This is a genomic window from Streptomyces sp. NBC_00659 (assembly GCF_036226925.1).
Classification (GTDB): domain Bacteria; phylum Actinomycetota; class Actinomycetes; order Streptomycetales; family Streptomycetaceae; genus Streptomyces.
Genome location: NZ_CP109031.1, coordinates 5,534,283 through 5,548,717 on the forward strand (window position 1 = coordinate 5,534,283; position 14,435 = coordinate 5,548,717).

The 14,435-nt window shown below is 69.5% G+C and carries 20 protein-coding genes; 12 read left to right on the plus strand and 8 right to left on the minus strand.

Annotated elements, in window-relative coordinates; genetic code table 11:
* The first annotated feature begins 262 nt into the window (after positions 1-262).
* The 12 genes from OG410_RS24135 (at position 263) to OG410_RS24190 (ending at position 9,197) form a co-directional block, all read left to right on the plus strand.
* On the plus strand, positions 263-913 hold the full coding sequence (locus OG410_RS24135) for a hypothetical protein (RefSeq protein WP_329301108.1): 651 nt from the start codon (positions 263-265) through the stop codon (positions 911-913).
* 116 nt (positions 914-1,029) lie between these two features.
* Positions 1,030-1,599 carry a hypothetical protein gene (locus tag OG410_RS24140; protein WP_329301109.1) on the plus strand — a complete coding sequence of 190 codons (570 nt, stop codon included), beginning with the start codon at positions 1,030-1,032 and terminating at the stop codon, positions 1,597-1,599.
* Positions 1,600-1,645: 46 nt separating this feature from the next.
* Complete coding sequence (locus OG410_RS24145; RefSeq protein WP_329301110.1) at positions 1,646-2,230, plus strand: hypothetical protein; 585 nt, start codon at positions 1,646-1,648, stop codon at positions 2,228-2,230.
* 383 nt (positions 2,231-2,613) lie between these two features.
* Complete coding sequence (locus OG410_RS24150) at positions 2,614-3,345, plus strand: RcpC/CpaB family pilus assembly protein (protein WP_329301111.1); 732 nt, start codon at positions 2,614-2,616, stop codon at positions 3,343-3,345.
* A gap of 20 nt (positions 3,346-3,365) precedes the next feature.
* Positions 3,366-4,226 carry a hypothetical protein gene (locus OG410_RS24155; protein ID WP_329301112.1) on the plus strand — a complete coding sequence of 287 codons (861 nt, stop codon included), beginning with the start codon at positions 3,366-3,368 and terminating at the stop codon, positions 4,224-4,226.
* Positions 4,223-5,533, plus strand: coding sequence for a CpaF family protein (locus tag OG410_RS24160; RefSeq protein ID WP_329301113.1), 1,311 nt, complete (start codon positions 4,223-4,225; stop codon positions 5,531-5,533). Before OG410_RS24155 ends, OG410_RS24160 begins: the two co-directional genes overlap by 4 nt.
* A 122-nt stretch (positions 5,534-5,655) precedes the next feature.
* Entirely contained in the window at positions 5,656-6,585 is a 930-nt protein-coding gene (locus tag OG410_RS24165) for a type II secretion system F family protein (protein ID WP_329304225.1), read from the plus strand.
* Entirely contained in the window at positions 6,582-7,505 is a 924-nt protein-coding gene (locus OG410_RS24170) for a type II secretion system F family protein (protein ID WP_329301114.1), read from the plus strand. Before OG410_RS24165 ends, OG410_RS24170 begins: the two co-directional genes overlap by 4 nt.
* A 63-nt stretch (positions 7,506-7,568) precedes the next feature.
* A complete protein-coding gene (locus OG410_RS24175) occupies positions 7,569-7,820 on the plus strand; it encodes a hypothetical protein (RefSeq protein WP_329301115.1) in 252 nt (83 codons plus the stop codon).
* 8 nt (positions 7,821-7,828) lie between these two features.
* Positions 7,829-8,290, plus strand: a complete 462-nt coding sequence (locus tag OG410_RS24180) for a TadE family protein (protein ID WP_326786187.1) — start codon at positions 7,829-7,831, stop codon at positions 8,288-8,290.
* Positions 8,287-8,733 (plus strand): TadE/TadG family type IV pilus assembly protein, encoded by a 447-nt coding sequence (locus tag OG410_RS24185; protein WP_392964220.1) that lies wholly within the window; start codon positions 8,287-8,289, stop codon positions 8,731-8,733. The genes OG410_RS24180 and OG410_RS24185 overlap by 4 nt, the downstream gene beginning before the upstream one ends.
* Entirely contained in the window at positions 8,730-9,197 is a 468-nt protein-coding gene (locus tag OG410_RS24190) for a pilus assembly protein TadG-related protein (protein WP_329301116.1), read from the plus strand. Before OG410_RS24185 ends, OG410_RS24190 begins: the two co-directional genes overlap by 4 nt.
* Before the next feature lie 54 nt (positions 9,198-9,251).
* Here OG410_RS24190 and OG410_RS24195 read toward each other — a convergent pair whose 3' ends face one another.
* The 8 genes from OG410_RS24195 to OG410_RS24230 form a co-directional block, all read right to left on the minus strand.
* A complete protein-coding gene (locus OG410_RS24195) occupies positions 9,252-9,635 on the minus strand; it encodes a hypothetical protein (RefSeq protein WP_329301117.1) in 384 nt (127 codons plus the stop codon).
* Positions 9,636-9,689: 54 nt separating this feature from the next.
* Complete coding sequence (locus tag OG410_RS24200) at positions 9,690-10,049, minus strand: toxin-antitoxin system YwqK family antitoxin (protein ID WP_329301118.1); 360 nt, start codon at positions 10,047-10,049, stop codon at positions 9,690-9,692.
* Between the two features lie 93 nt (positions 10,050-10,142).
* The gene (locus OG410_RS24205) at positions 10,143-10,472 is read right to left on the minus strand and encodes a hypothetical protein (protein WP_329301119.1); all 330 of its coding nucleotides are present in this window, start codon (positions 10,470-10,472) and stop codon (positions 10,143-10,145) included.
* A 34-nt stretch (positions 10,473-10,506) separates the two neighbouring features.
* A complete protein-coding gene (locus OG410_RS24210; protein ID WP_329301120.1) occupies positions 10,507-11,151 on the minus strand; it encodes a hypothetical protein in 645 nt (214 codons plus the stop codon).
* Between the two features lie 16 nt (positions 11,152-11,167).
* The gene (locus OG410_RS24215; protein WP_329301121.1) at positions 11,168-11,629 is read right to left on the minus strand and encodes a DUF4279 domain-containing protein; all 462 of its coding nucleotides are present in this window, start codon (positions 11,627-11,629) and stop codon (positions 11,168-11,170) included.
* 8 nt (positions 11,630-11,637) lie between these two features.
* Positions 11,638-12,060 (minus strand): DUF4279 domain-containing protein, encoded by a 423-nt coding sequence (locus OG410_RS24220; RefSeq protein ID WP_329301122.1) that lies wholly within the window; start codon positions 12,058-12,060, stop codon positions 11,638-11,640.
* Entirely contained in the window at positions 12,057-12,755 is a 699-nt protein-coding gene (locus OG410_RS24225; protein ID WP_329301123.1) for a hypothetical protein, read from the minus strand. The genes OG410_RS24220 and OG410_RS24225 overlap by 4 nt, the downstream gene beginning before the upstream one ends.
* A gap of 50 nt (positions 12,756-12,805) precedes the next feature.
* A complete protein-coding gene (locus tag OG410_RS24230) occupies positions 12,806-14,392 on the minus strand; it encodes a WXG100 family type VII secretion target (protein WP_329301124.1) in 1,587 nt (528 codons plus the stop codon).
* Positions 14,393-14,435: the final 43 nt, after the last annotated feature.

Sequence of the window (14,435 nt, forward strand, 5' to 3'; positions counted from 1 at the left end):
CCGGTCCGAACCGGAGCCCTGTCGCCGGCCGATCGTGTTCCGGGACACATCCGCCCCTGCGGTGACGGCCTCGATTCCATACCGTGCCCCCACATTTGCGTTCGGCACCTTCACGCCGTCCCGCGAGAGGGGTCACGGCCCGGGGTCGTGGGTTGCGTCGAGTCCGCGCCGCCCCTACCTCGTAGGCTGAGCCGAGTCGAACAGGTCGAACGGACAGGGCCGGTTCGCGCAGAAGGACGACCACGAACCCAAGGGACGCGCCATGGACCGCTACATCGAAACGCTCACCGTCGAGCGCGGCGGATTCCGTATCAAGGTGCCGGAGTCCTGGTGGGAGTTCGACGTACGGCCGGAGTCGCGGGACGACTCGATCCGGCGGATGGTGAGCGAACGGGTCGAGGGGCGCCCGGAGTTGGCGCCGTATCGCGACACCTACGTCGGCTTTCTGCGCAAAGCCGCCGCCGACGCCTGGAAGTCCGGTGCCCTGTACTGCGGCTGCATGGCCGAGTCCTTCGGCGGTGACACCCCGATCACCGGCTCGGTCACCGTCTCGATCGTCGGCGGTCGCTCGCGGACAGGCGAGCCCCTCTCCACCGACCCGGGGGCCATCGCGGGCCAACTCGCCGTGCGGGAGGCGAAGAAGGAGGGTGACGCCTGGCGCAAGGTGACCACCGTCGAGATACCCGGCGTCGGGCCCGCCGCGAGGACGTACGGCATCGAGGACATCGCCGTCCCCGACGACAGCCTCCAGCGCACGATCCGCGCCGTGCTCATGCAGACGTTCATTCCCGTGCCCGGCCAGGAGGGCAAGGTCGCCCTGGTCGCCGGCAGCAGCCAGGTTCTCGACCTCGCCGGCTCCTTCTTCGACATCTTCGACGCCGTCACCTCGACCTTCCGCTTCGCGGACCGGTAGACCCACGGCGGCTTCCATTTCTCACCTTGAGTGGTCCCACCGACCGCAGTCCGGACGGGACCGTAAATGACCGACAGCACCTCACGCCCCTCGCCGTCTACCGCCTGCTTCCGAGCATGGGTGAGTTCCGGACACTGCTCCTCGGCGGTTCCCTCAGAAGACTCATCCGCTGGCAGATCACCGGGTCCGTGACGGATCTGCCGTCCTTGTTCAGCGGTTCCTGGGACGGCAACCCCGGCCGGCGCAAGGGCGAGTTCCCGAGTGGCTGTCCGGGTGCTCCGATCCTGAGCCGACGCGTCGCGGACCTGCTCGCCGCGGACCTGTCGGAATCGGGACCCTTCGTGCCGGTCGTCATCGAAGCGGCGGATCCAGCCTTCCCCGCTGACGCCGACGGTTCGGACGACTACGTCCTCCACCTCGTGGAGCAGGTCGTCGACTGCCTGGACACACGCCGGTCGTCCAAGCCGAAGAAGACCACCGGCGAGGTCACCAAGGCCGTCTTCCGCGCGGAGGCCCTGCCCGTGGGGCTCGCCGCGTTCCGGGTCCCCGAGTTTCGCGGCGGCGTCTACTGGAACGGCTGGGCCGTCGACCGCCTGACCGAACTGCTCGGGGACGACATCGAGGCCCGCCTGGTCTGGTCCGAGGACCCGTCCGCCACTCCCCATCCGGCCCCATGGGGGTTCTGAGCCCGGCCGCGGCCGGCGATCAGGGGGTGGTGTGTTGACGTCCTTCATGAACTCGAAGCCCCTGGCCGTGTACCGCCTGATGCCGAGTGCGCGGAATCTGCGCACGCTTCGTCCGGACGACTCGCTCATCGACCTCAAACGCTGGCAGTTCCAGGGCGATCGGGTCCCGCGGCCCACCGCGTTCGCCGCGGCGTGGACGGGTGACCCGAAGGCCCGCGAGGCCGAGTTCGCGTCCGACTACCCGGGCGCCCCGATCCTCGGCGGCCGGCTCGCGGACCGCCTGCGGGACGACCTGGAGAAGTCGGGTCCGCTGCTTCCGGTCCGCGTCGAAGAGCCGTCCGCGGACACGTACTTCCTCCACCTCGTGGACCGGATCGTCGACTGTGTGGACACCCGCGCGTCCTCGCAGCCGAAGAAGGCCACCGGCGAGATGCAGAAGACCGTCTTCCGCCCGGACGCGCTCCCGCTCGCCCTGCTTTCCTTCCGCGTGCCGCAGTTCCCCGTCGGGGTCCAGTGGAACGGCTGGGCCGTCGACCGCCTGACCGAACTGCTCGGGGACGACATCGAGGCCCGCCTGGTCTGGTCCGAGGACCCGGCCGTCAGGCCTCATCCCAGTCCCTGGGGGTTTTGAGTCCGCTCCTGGGGCCGGACCTTCTCCCGCCCTGTCCGTGAGCACCTCGTGCAGGCATCGTGCACGGTCCGTGACGGAAGTCCCGGACCGCGGCGGTGATTCGCTGGCGCACAGGTGGCGGACAGGCGGACTGCCGGGCTCAACACGGAACCGGACGGCTGCCGTTGCGCGTCGATAACGTCGAGTCGGGTGCGCTTCAGGGGCCTTGGGGCTCCTTGAGGGGCTTATGCGCGGCTGATACGGTGCCATGGCTTGACACTCGCTCCAGCGCTGGCTATCCGGCCAGGTCGCACGGTACGTCCCGTAAAGGGGCTCGGGGGTGAAGTGTCCTACTTGGCGATTGAATTGACAGACATTTTCTTGGGTGTACGGGGAGCGGTCGCGTGAGGATCCAAGAGCGTACGGGGGCGGGCAACAACCGTTCCGCCACGTCGGCTCACCCGGTGATGGGCGAGCGTCTCCCCACCCCGCCTCGCGAGCGCAAACCCGCGTTGGCCGCCCTCGCGGTGCTCCTCGTCCTCGTCGGCGCGCTCGGCGCCACCATGCTGGTGCTGCGTGCCGGTGACCGGGTCGAGGTCGTGAAGGTGACGAGCGACGTCCAGGCCGGCGAGTCCGTGAGTGGTCACGTGACCTCCGTACTGGTCGCGGACGATCCCTCCATCAACTACGTCCCGTGGGAGCAGGTCGGACAGCTCAAGAAGCTCAAGGCCAAGTCCCCGATCTACAAGGGGACCGTGGTCATCGGCGACATGTTCGCCGCAGGCTCCGCGCTTCCCGACGGCAAGGCCTCCGTGGGCGTCTCCCTCAAGGAGGGCCAGTACCCCGCGGGCATCAAGTCCGGTGACACGGTGGCCGTCTACCGCGTCGGCGACACCGGAACCAGCGGCAGCCGCTCGTCGGGTTCGTCCAACTCCTCCGGTTCCGGCTCGTCGAGCGCGGACGCCGCGCCCATCGTCGAGCAGGCGAAGGTCATTTCGGTCAAGAACGACACGGACAGCACGATCAGCAGCACCAACCTGCCTGTCACCCTGATGGTGGACAACGGCCAGGCGGCCTCCGTCACCGCCGCGGCCTCGGCGGGTCAGGTCGCCCTCGTCATCGTTCCCGGCAACTAGAGGCGAGTGAGTAGACAGACATGGCGCTCATCGTCCTCGCCGCAGACAAGGGTTCCCCCGGAGTCACCACCGCGGCGGTGGCACTCTCCGCGGTCTGGCCCCGCAGGGTCCTGCTCGCCGAGACAGACCCCGCCGGCGGCGACCTCGTGTACCGGAGCGCGGCGGCCCACGGCGGCCCGCTGAACCCGAACACCGGCCTGCTGTCGATCGCGGCGACCGCCCGGCGCGGCCTCGTCCCCGACCAGCTGTGGGACCACGTCCAGCCGCTGAGCGGCGGACTCGACGTCCTCGTCGGACTCGGGATCGCCGAACAGGCCGCCGGTCTCGCCGGCCTCTGGCCCACCCTGGGCCGGGCGTTCGCGCAGCTCGCCGACTCCCCGAACGCGCCCGCCGACGTCATCGCCGACTGCGGCCGGATCAGCGGGGACACCCCGGCGGCCGAACTGTTCCCGCACGCCGCCCTGGTGCTCCTGGTCTCCCGCACCGAGCCCGAGGCCATCGCCCGTGTCCGCGACCGTGCCGCCGCCCTCTCCGCCAAGCTGCACGGCGGACCGCGAGGCGCCGCCGGACTCGCCACACCGTTCATCGGCGTCGTCCTCGTCGCCGACCCGGGCGACTCCGCCAAGCTCGTCCACCAGGTCAACGACATGCTCGTGGCGGCCCAGACCGGAGCCCGCGTCGTGGGCACCATCGCCGACGACCCGGCGGGCGCCGCCCAGCTGGCCGGCCGCCGGCGCGGCCGCCTCGACAAGTCGCTGCTCATCCGCTCGGCCCGCAAGGTCACCGCGGACCTGTACCAGCAGTACGGCGCCGCGTGGTCCGTACCCGCCGACGGACCCGGTGCCCCGCACGGACAGCCCGCCGCCGGAGCCGGCCGATGACCACCGTCGACCATCAGCTCGTCAAGCGGTTCCGGCAGGACGCCGGTGACCGCATCTCCGAACAGCGCCGCGAGGACCAGGTCCGCGGTGTCACCCCGATGTCCGGCGAGGACGAACGGCACTACGCGCGCGCCGTCATCGCCCAGATACTCGAGGACCACGCCCGCACCGAGATCAACCTCGGCCGGACCCCGCTCGACGCGGAGACCGAGGAGCAGTACGCGGCCGCCGTCCACGCCGCGCTCTTCGGCGTGGGCCGTCTCCAGCCGCTGCTCGACGACCCGGAAGTCGAGAACATCGACATCAACGGGTACGACGAGGTCTTCATCGGCTATGCCGACGGCCGGGAGACGAAGGGGGATCCCGTCGCCGAGACCGACGAGGAACTCATCGAGCTGATCCAGGTCCTCGGCGCGTACTCGGGTCTGTCCTCCCGGCCCTTCGACTCCGCGAACCCGCAGCTCGACCTGCGGCTGCCGGACGGTTCCCGGCTCTCCGCCGTCATGGACGTGACCCGCCGGCCGGCCCTGTCGATCCGCCGCGCGCGCCTCGGCAAGGTCTTCATGTCCGACCTCGTGGGCAACGGCACCCTGACCCCCGAGGTCGCCCACTTCCTCGCCTGCGCCGTCCGGGCCCGCAAGAACATCATGATCGCGGGCGCCACCAACGCCGGCAAGACGACCCTGCTGCGCGCGCTCGCCAACGAGATCCCGCCGTACGAGCGGCTCATCACCGTCGAGCGCGCACTGGAACTCGGCCTCGACACGTTCGCCGAACTGCACCCGAACGTGGTGGCGTTCGAGGAGAGGCTGCCCAACTCCGAGGACCAGGGCGCCATCACCATGGCCGAACTGGTGCGCCGTTCGCTGCGTATGAACCCCTCGCGGGTCATCGTCGGCGAGGTCCTCGGCGACGAGATCGTCACGATGCTCAACGCGATGTCGCAGGGCAACGACGGCTCGCTCTCCACGATCCACGCGAACAGCTCCAGCGAGGTCTTCAACCGCATCTCCACGTACGCGCTCCAGGCGACCGAGCGGCTGCCCATCGAGGCCAGCCAGATGCTCATCGCGGGTGCCGTGAACTTCGTGGTCTTCGTCCAGCGGCGCAACGACTTCGAGTCCGGGGGCCGCCTCCAGCGCATGGTGACCTCCGTGCGCGAGGTCAACGGCGTCGACGGACGGGTGCTGTCCAGCGAGGTGTTCGCCGAGGCCCCGGACGGGCGGATCGTCCCGCACGCGCCCATCGCCTGCCTCGACGACCTCATCGCGCAGGGCTACCGGCTGCCCGGCAGCGGGAATTGGTGACGACGATGACCCAGGACATGACGACGACGACGGCCGCGGCCGTGCCGCACCTGACCACGGCCGTGCCGCCGGTCAGGCCCTCGGGCACGACGTCGCTCGCCGCCCTCGACTCGCTCGGCTCCATGGGCGGACTGTTCTCCCTGCCCGTCCTGTACGCCCTCGGGTGCGGGATCGCCGTCGGCGGCGGCCTCGCGCTGTTCGCCGTCGCCGTGCGCGGACTTCCGGCCAAGCCCGAACACGAGAAGCACAAGGCGAGCGAGCGCGCGAGCGAGCTGATCCGGTTCGCCGGACAGCGCGGCTCGATCGCCGCGATCGCCGGCCTTGTCGTCCTTCTCCTCACCCGCTGGGCCGTCGCCGGTATCGCGGCCGGCATCCTCGTCTTCTTCTGGGACAAGCTCTTCGGCGGCGCCTCCGAGGAACGGGCCGCGATGCGCCGGGTGGAGGCGCTGGCGTCCTGGACCGAGTCGCTGCGCGACACCATCGCGGGCGCGGTCGGCCTGGAACAGGCCATCCCCGCCTCGGCACGCGCCTCCGCCCCCGTACTGCGCCCGCATCTCGACGCGCTGGTGGACCGGCTGCGTTCCCGGACACCGCTGCCCGAGGCCCTCCAGCAACTGGCCGACGAGATCGACGACGCGTCCGCCGACATCATCGTGGCCGCGCTGATCCTCAACGCGCGGCTGCGCGGCCCCGGTCTGCGCCAAGTGCTGGGCGCGCTGGCCAAGTCGGCGCGCGAGGAGGTCGACATGCGGCAGCGCGTGATGGCCCAGCGCGCCTCGACCCGCCGTTCCGTGCAGATCGTCGTCGCGGTGTCCATCGCCTTCGTCCTCGGACTGTCGATCTTCAACCGTGAGTTCGTCGAGCCGTACGGCACCGCGGTCGGCCAGCTCGTCCTCACGTGTGTCTGCGGCCTGTTCGGCCTCGGCTTCTGGTGGCTGCGCAAGCTGTCCACGATCGAGACGCCGGAGCGGTTCCTGGTACGGGACGAGTCGTCCGTGCGGTTCGTGCGGCCCCGTACACCGGTTTCCGGGGATGAGGCGGTACGCCGATGAACCTGACCATGCCGATCCTGATCGGCGCCGTCCTGGGCCTGGGCGTCTACACCCTCGTCCGCGCGCTGATGCCGTCGAAGCGCAGCGCGGTCGCGCAGGTCGCCCGTATCGACGCGATGCGGGCCCGCGGGGCGGCGTACGAGTCCGCGCACCACGGACAGCAGGACAGCGGACGCCTCGGCAGCGTGCGCGCCCAGGTCGGCGCCCGCGTCGCCGAGCTGTATCTCCAGCAGGGCTGGGAGCAGCGCTCGCTGCGCGCCGACCTCGCGGTCCTGGACCGGAGCTGGGAGCGGTTCCTGGCGACGAAGGTGCTGCTGGCCGCGGCCGGTGTCTTCTTCGGCCCCTTCCTCTTCGCCGTCGCCTGGACGCTCGGCGTCGGCCGCAGTCCGATCATCCCGGTCTGGCTCGCGCTGCTCTTCGCGATCGTCTTCTTCTTCCTCCCCGATGTGGAGGTACGGCGGGACGCGGTGGCCAAGCGGCGCGATCTGCGGCGCGTGATCGGCGCGTATCTGGACCTGGTGTCGATGAGCCTGGCCGGCGGGCGCGGTCTGCCCGAGGCGCTGATGGCCGCCGCCGAGATCTCCGACGGCTGGGCCACCCAGCGCATCCGCAACGCGCTCGCCGACGCCCGGATCACCGGCATCAGCCAGTGGCAGGCGCTCGGCTCGCTCGGCGAGGAACTCGGCGTCGAGGAGCTGAAGGACCTGTCGGCCTCCCTGGCGCTGGTCGCGGACGACGGTGCCAAGGTGCGGGAGTCGCTCGCCTCGCGTGCCGAGACGATGCGCCACCGCGAGCTTTCCGAGATCGAGGGCAGCGCGGGCGAGAAGTCGCAGTCGATGCTCGTCGCCCAACTGCTGCTGTGCGCGGGCTTCCTGGTCTTCCTGATCTTCCCGGCGGCGATGCGTGTGTTCCAGGTCTGATCGTCCGCCGCGCCCGAAGGGCCACCAGTCGGTCACCACTATTCTTCGAGAGGACAACTCACCATGAACGGACGGAACTTCAGTACCGGGATCCCGGGGGTGGACTTCCTGATCACCTTCCTCCAGGGCCGGGTGCAGCGTGCCCGCTCCGGCGAACTCGACCGGGGCGCGTCCGCGGTCGAGTGGGTCATCATCTCCGCCGTCGTCGTCGCCATCGTCGGCGTGGTCGCCGCGATCATCAACGCCGCGCTGAGCGAGGGCGCCAACAAGGTCGGCAACTGCATCAAGGGCGCCGACGCCGGCAAGACCTGCTGATTCCGGGGATGCGAGTGCGCGAACGTCGAGGGGTACGCCGCTGGGTGCGCCGCAGGGTGGAGGCCGCCTCCGCCCGCGGTGACTCCGGCATGACCGCGATCGAGTTCGTGCTGCTCACTCCGGTGCTCTTCTTCATGATCTTCGCGACGGTGCAGTTCGCGCTGTACTTCTTCGCGGACCATGTCGCCCAGGCGGCGGCCCAGGCGGGCGCCCGCAAGGCCCGCGCCACCGCGGACGCGCAGCCCGGCGGGTGGCGCGGCGAGGCGGGTGACGTCGTCGACAGCTACATCCGCCAGCTCGGCCCGAATCTGGTGCTGTCCCCGGACGTGACGATGCTCCAGCCGGAGCCGGACACCGTGGGGGTCGAGATCACGGGGAGGGTCCCCTCGGTCTTCCCGGGCCTGAACCTGACGGTGCACGCGCAGTCGTCGGGGCCGGTGGAGAGATTCGTGAAGGAGGAAGCGCCGTGACGGGACCGAAGGCCCTGCTCGCCGCGCTCCCGGACCGCGTGTCCGGGTACCGGCGCGACCGGGGGCTGTCCACCATCGAGGTGGTCATCCTCGCGCCGGTGATGATCCTCTTCATTCTTGTCCTGGTGGCCTTCGGGCAGCTGGTCGACGGGCGCGGCGCGCTGGACGGCGCTGCCCGGGACGCCGCGCGGGCCGGTTCGATCCAGAAGGACCACGCGACGGCCATGGCCGAGGCGAGGAAGGCGGCCGAGGCCGACCTCGGAGACGTCTGCTCGGGTCCGGTGAACGTGACGCAGACCAGCACGGGCTTCGAGCCGGACACGCTCTTCACCGTCGAGGTGAGCTGCGAGGTACGGGGTCTCGCGATGATCGGCCTCGACGTGCCCACCACCCTGGAGGCCTCCTTCAGTTCCCCGCTGGACCCGTTCCGGAGGACGGCATGAAGCCGAACTCCGCCGTACGCGGCTGGGCCGCCGGGCGCCGGGAACGGCTCGACGACCGCGGCTCGGGCGCCGGCGCGGTCATCATCTTCGCGCTCGTCTTCCTGTCGCTCTCGGCCTTCGTCATCGACGGGGGCATGTCCATCTCCAAGCGGGAGAGGGCCGCGGACATCGCGGAGCAGGCGGCCCGTTTCGCCGCCCAGGACATCGACCTCGAGTCCCTCTACGAGAACGAGAACGGCCCGGCGCCCATCAACTTCGAGAACTGCGGCGCCCGGGTGAAGGCGTTCGCCCGGGAGATGGGCATGTCCGGCGCCGACATCGCGGCCACCCACTGCGTGACCGCCGACGCCGATCAGGTGGAGGTCGAGGTCCAGCTCACCTACTCGCCGGTCTTCACCGGCATGTTCTACGGCGGTGACGTGACCGTCCACGGGCGGGCGGTGGCGGAGAACGAGGTGGGCTGAGACGGACGGGAGCCGTCCTGGTAGCGCGGCCGACCGGTACACCGCTCAGCCCGCTCAGTCCACGGCGATCCCGAGATCCCGCGTGAGGATCTCCAGCAGCCGTGTCTCGGGCACGGCCGGAACCCGGTACCGGGCCTTCCTGACGTGCGTGAGGAAATCCCGGGGCAGGGTGACGTGGTACGTGCCGAGGTAGTACGGCAGATCCTGACGCCACAGCCAGGTCCCGTCCGTGAAGAGCGAACCGACGCCGGACAGGACGGGGGCCTCCGGGTCCAGGACGTCGGGTCCGGCGCTCATCTCGGCCCAGATCCCGGCACCCCGGCCGAGATAGCCGATGATCTCCGCCTCGTCCGGCTCGCCGGCGGGATTGACGGACTCCCGCAGAAGCCCGCCCGGGGGGAACCCCCACCCGGGCCCGAGCTCGGAAAAGAACCCCACGGGCCGAATCACCCCGGCACCTCCGTCACGGTTCGGTCCTCCGCGTGGTCGGCATCACGCGTTGAAGGTCCGGTCGTCGACGAGCTCGCCGCTCTCCGACCACTTCTTGATCGATCTCACCATGCCGCGCGCGCCATACTCCTTCTCGAGGGCAAGCCGCCCGTTCGCGTGCCACTCCCGCCACCGACCGCACGGAATGCCTCGCCGGCACCGGCCCTCCGCCCTGTCGGCCCCGTCCGGAAACCACTCGCGTACGGGGCCGTCTTCCAGACCATCGGCATAGGCCGTCACGGCGACCACCTGTCCCGTCCGGGAATCCTTCTCGACGGTCTCACCGGTGAACAACTCGCCCTGATAGATGAGCGACTGGTCGATTCCCCGGTCCAGCTCGGGGTCGGCGACGTCGATGCGCATGAGTGCGTGACTCCAGGGATGAGAAGTTCGCCGTTCCGGGCGGCTGCCTCGGCGAGGGGGCGAGGTGCGACATGCCCGTCCGCTGCCGCCGGACTACTTCGCCCCGTCCTTCTTCTCCGTCTTCACGCCCTCGGAGACGTCCTTGGCCAGTTGGTCGTCGAGCTTCTTGAACTCGCGGACCACGGCGTCGGACATCTCCGCGAGGGCGTCGAGGGCCTGGCCGATGTCCTCGCGGCCGTCCTCCCAGCCGGACTCGAAGTCGTCCAGGGCGTCGTAGACGGTGTGATCGCCCAGGTCGTCCCGGTACGACTCGAAGAGCTTCTTGGTGTGGTTCAGCCGGGTCTTGATGTCCCGCAGCCGCCCGCCGTAGTCCTCCAGCTCGCTCAGCGGGAGCGCGAGGTCGCTCTTGCCGCCACCACTCATGCCGGTTCCCCCTCCTGGAGTCCTGAAGTCCCGGTCAGACGAACCGGAACGTGCCGGTCACCGCGTCGAAGATGTCGTGGAACGCCTCGGCCAGGTCGAGCACCGGGCTGGCTCCGGAGACGAGAACGACCTGGTCGGTGGTTCCCGGGACCGGAATGTACGTCTGGGTCAGCACCATACGAAGGGTACGGGTGTCGCCCTGGGCGACGGGTATGTCCTCGACGCCGAACGTCCGGGCGGCGACACCGACTTGGGCGATGTCGACGGTCGTCACGCTGCGCCAGGCGTCGCCCTCGCGGCGGGCGGTGACCGTCCCCAGGCTCTCGGCGATGGCACGCGGGTCGGTCGACAGCGCCACGCCCTGCTTGTTCCTGGCGCCCAGCACCGACACGGTGAGGGTCGCGGTCAGCGGGACGCCGTCGAAGTTCTCGGCCATGCAGCCCATGTACACGGCCCCCGAGTCGTACGCGTCCTTGGCCATCTTGCGCAGCACGGCCGCCAGGTCGCCCCGGTACTCGGCGAGTTCGGGAACCTCGCGGATCCGCTCGTCGACCAGCGCGCGGACGGTCGCGTCCCGGCCCTCCGGACGGATGTCGAACTCCCACCAGGAGTCCGGGACGGACAGCGAGAAGCCCGAGGACAGGCCGGGGCTCTCCGGGGAGGTGGAGCTTGCGGTCAAGGTCGGACGCCTTCCTTCAGGTGGCCCGGTGCGATCCGTCCGGGGCGGGCAGCCAGTCCAGCAGATCCTCGGACCGGGCGGGGGGATCGGCGTCCGTGGTGAGGGACACAGGCAGGTCGAGCCGGGCAGCGCGCGCCAGCGTGTAAGGGGAGAGGAAGGTCCGGGAACCGCTCCGCACGTGGCCGCTCAGGTCCAACCGCACGGAGTGTCCACGGCGGCGGATGTCCTGGATCTCTTCCAGAGCGGGAGAGATGAGCGCGACCAGTTCGTCGACGAGCCCGTCGAATCCCTGCTCCGGCGCACCGGTCACCTGGAGTGCCCAGCATCCCTCGCCGGGCCGGAACGGCGCATCGCGCGTCGCCTTCCTGAAGAACGTGGGCGTGATGCCCAACGCGGCCGTGATGTCCTGCGGTTCCAGGTTCCGCCCGGTGATGAGCAGGGCGGCTCGGGGAGTGCCCCATGAAGAGAAGAGTTTCATGTGGATCCTCACCGATCGCTGACGCTGGTGGTGATCGTGACGGGAACGCGGAGGGCGGCCGCCCTCCGGACGACATCGGGAGCCAGTACCAGCGTGGCTCCGTGCCCGACGAATCCGAAGAGGTCGAGGTGGATGTCGTAGCCCTGGGAGGTTAGCTGGGCCAGTGAGGAGGAGCGGGGCTCGACCAGGGCCATGAGGGTGCGGAGCTGATCGCTCAGCCCTCCCGGCAGTCTGTCGTGCACCTGGAGTGCCCACAGTCCGCCCTGGGGCGGTGACACCCGATCGCGGTGGTCGCTTCCCGGCCTCCGGACCGACGTCGGAGGGAGCGAGATGGTCCGGGTCACGAGATCGGCGTCCAGGTCCTGCTTGCGGACGACCAGCGTCACCGCGGTCTCGGCCCAAAGGCCTTCCTTGTACGTGTACTCGATCACGCGTCCTCTTCGTCGAAGGTGACGGGGGTGTACGTCTTCGCGTGGGCGGCGAGGAAGGTTCGGGCTTCCTCGGGTAGCGGCAGGGGCGCCACGGCTACGTAGTCGATGAGCCTCTTCGGCGCGTAGTAATCGCGGAAACGGTATTGCACGCGGGCCAGTTCATCCGCGTCGGCGTACCGGTGCGCCACCCCGAGGGACTCCAGGAGTTCGGAAAGTCCATACCTGCCGACCTTGTCTCCAAGGTCGACGGGAAGCCGGTATCGGGTCACCTCGGAAGCCGAGACCGGAATCTCGCCCGAGCCGATGGCCCGGAGCTGGGGAAGGCCGAAGCCGAACCACGGACCGGTCTTCTTCACGAGCATCCAGCGATCGGACAGTCGGCTCTGGAAAATGTCGCACGCGTCTCCCGAGAAGACAGGGCGCATGCTCAGGCCCATCCTTGTCAACGGCGGGTGCGACGATTCCAGGCCGGGGATCTCTTCGTGCCCGGACTGAACGAGGTGGACGAACTCCGCGTGGAACTCGCCACGTCTGTCTGATTCCTCAAGGCATGAGAAGTGGAGATTGCCGTCGAGGAAGGACGGGGAATCGGACCAGGGATCCCGGACCAGGCGGTATCCGGTGATCTCTCCACACTGGCCGTCGATCGGGGGAGCCGCTTCGCCGCAGATCTGGCAACGGTTGATGTCGGGCATGGTTCTCCTGCTGGTCAGGTCTCGGGAGCCTGCTTCACCGAGTGCTTGGACTATATGCCGGGCACAGGAACAAGCCCGCCCCGGTCACTGATGGGTCCGCCAGGGGGATAGGTTCCTTGAGGCAGCTCCAACACCCCGTTGTTGTCGAAGAATCTCAGATTTCCGTCCCGGCTGATCACGACTTCCATGTGGGGACTCATCTTGTTGTCCAGGTCGCGAGTCATGCTGTTCCTGGTGTTGCGTGCGGCTTCCAACTCGTCCGGAGGCCCGGGTATTCGGTCCTCGGGGTGCGTGTGGGCGATGAACTTGTAGCCGTCGTCGGCTAGTTCATCGGGAACCCTGGTCGTATATTCCGTCCCTTGGAACAGTCGCAGTTCACCGGCCGGATTCTGGACCACGGCATGCTCGACACCGTGGAACTTCTGAAGTTCGGCCATGTGCGAGACATTCACTTCGTTCGGACGGATGCGCACAGGGCCGCGTGTCAGTGCTTTGGCGAGCTGGCGTGCCTTCGGGGACAGTTCGCGGTAGGGGATCGTGCCCCCGAAGAGGCGCGTGGACCCCTTGAACGGCCGGTAGATACCCCGGAGGGCCTCTCCCGATCTGAGGTTCCGGGCTGTCTTCAGCAGCCCCCCGCCGATCCCCTTCATGAAGGCGCCGCCCAGCGCGCGCAAGCCGCCCAGTTTCCAGAGCTTGCCCATCTTGGCGAGGCTCGTGAAGCCCTTGGTGGCGGGGATGCAGTCGAGGACCGCGAAGATCAGATCGCCCCAGCCCGCTTGGCCGTTGAGCATTTTTCTCACGGTGTCCGCGAGCACGATCAGGGCCGCCGCGAAGACCAGCCAGCCCAGCGGGCCGCCCACGATCATCACGATGACGCCGACGATCGTCACGACCCACTTGCACACCGTGACGATCTCGTCCCAGTGGTCGGAGACCCAGTCGACGGGCTCCTCCCACCAGTGCCGGTTGTGGATACCCGCGTCGGACGCCTCGTGGAGCTTCTTCACCGTGCGGCGGGCGGCGTCCTCGCGCAGCCCCTTCGCATGGGCGGCGAGCTTCTTCGCCGCGTCCAGCAGCCCCTGGGCGTCGTCGACGTCCTTCTGCGCGGCGGTCTGCCGCTCCTTGGCGTGCTGGGCGTCACGCGTCGCGCGCCGGACGTCCGCCTCGTCCGGCGGGGGCACGTTCTTGCCGCGGTGCTTGTCCGGGTCGTAGGAGTCGGCCTTCGCGGTGGCCGTGTGCACCCAGTCGTCGGCACCCGAGAGCGCGGTCCTGGCCGTGGACAGGTCCTGGCGGGCCTTGCGGCCGTCGCTCAGCGCCTTGTCCGCCTTCTGCTGGGCGTCGTCCAGGTCCGGCCAGTACGAGGCGAGCGCGTCGCCCGCGATGTCGTAGGACTTCTTGAGCTTCTTGAGCTGGCCGGGGACGTCCTCGAACTCCGACGCGAAGGCGTCCGCCGTCTTGCCCGCCCACTTCAGGACCGCGTCGTCGTTCGCCAGCCCCTTGACGTCCCGCAGGATGTCCGCGACGTCGTCGGCGAAGTCGTGCAGCGAGCCCGCGAGTCTGCGCACCCGCTGCGGGTCGCCCGGCGTCGGGTCGTGGTCCAGGTCGAGTATGTGCCAGTCCGCCGGCCTGTTCGACACGCGTTCCCCCGTAACACCCGCAACCTCTGCATTAGAACGTACG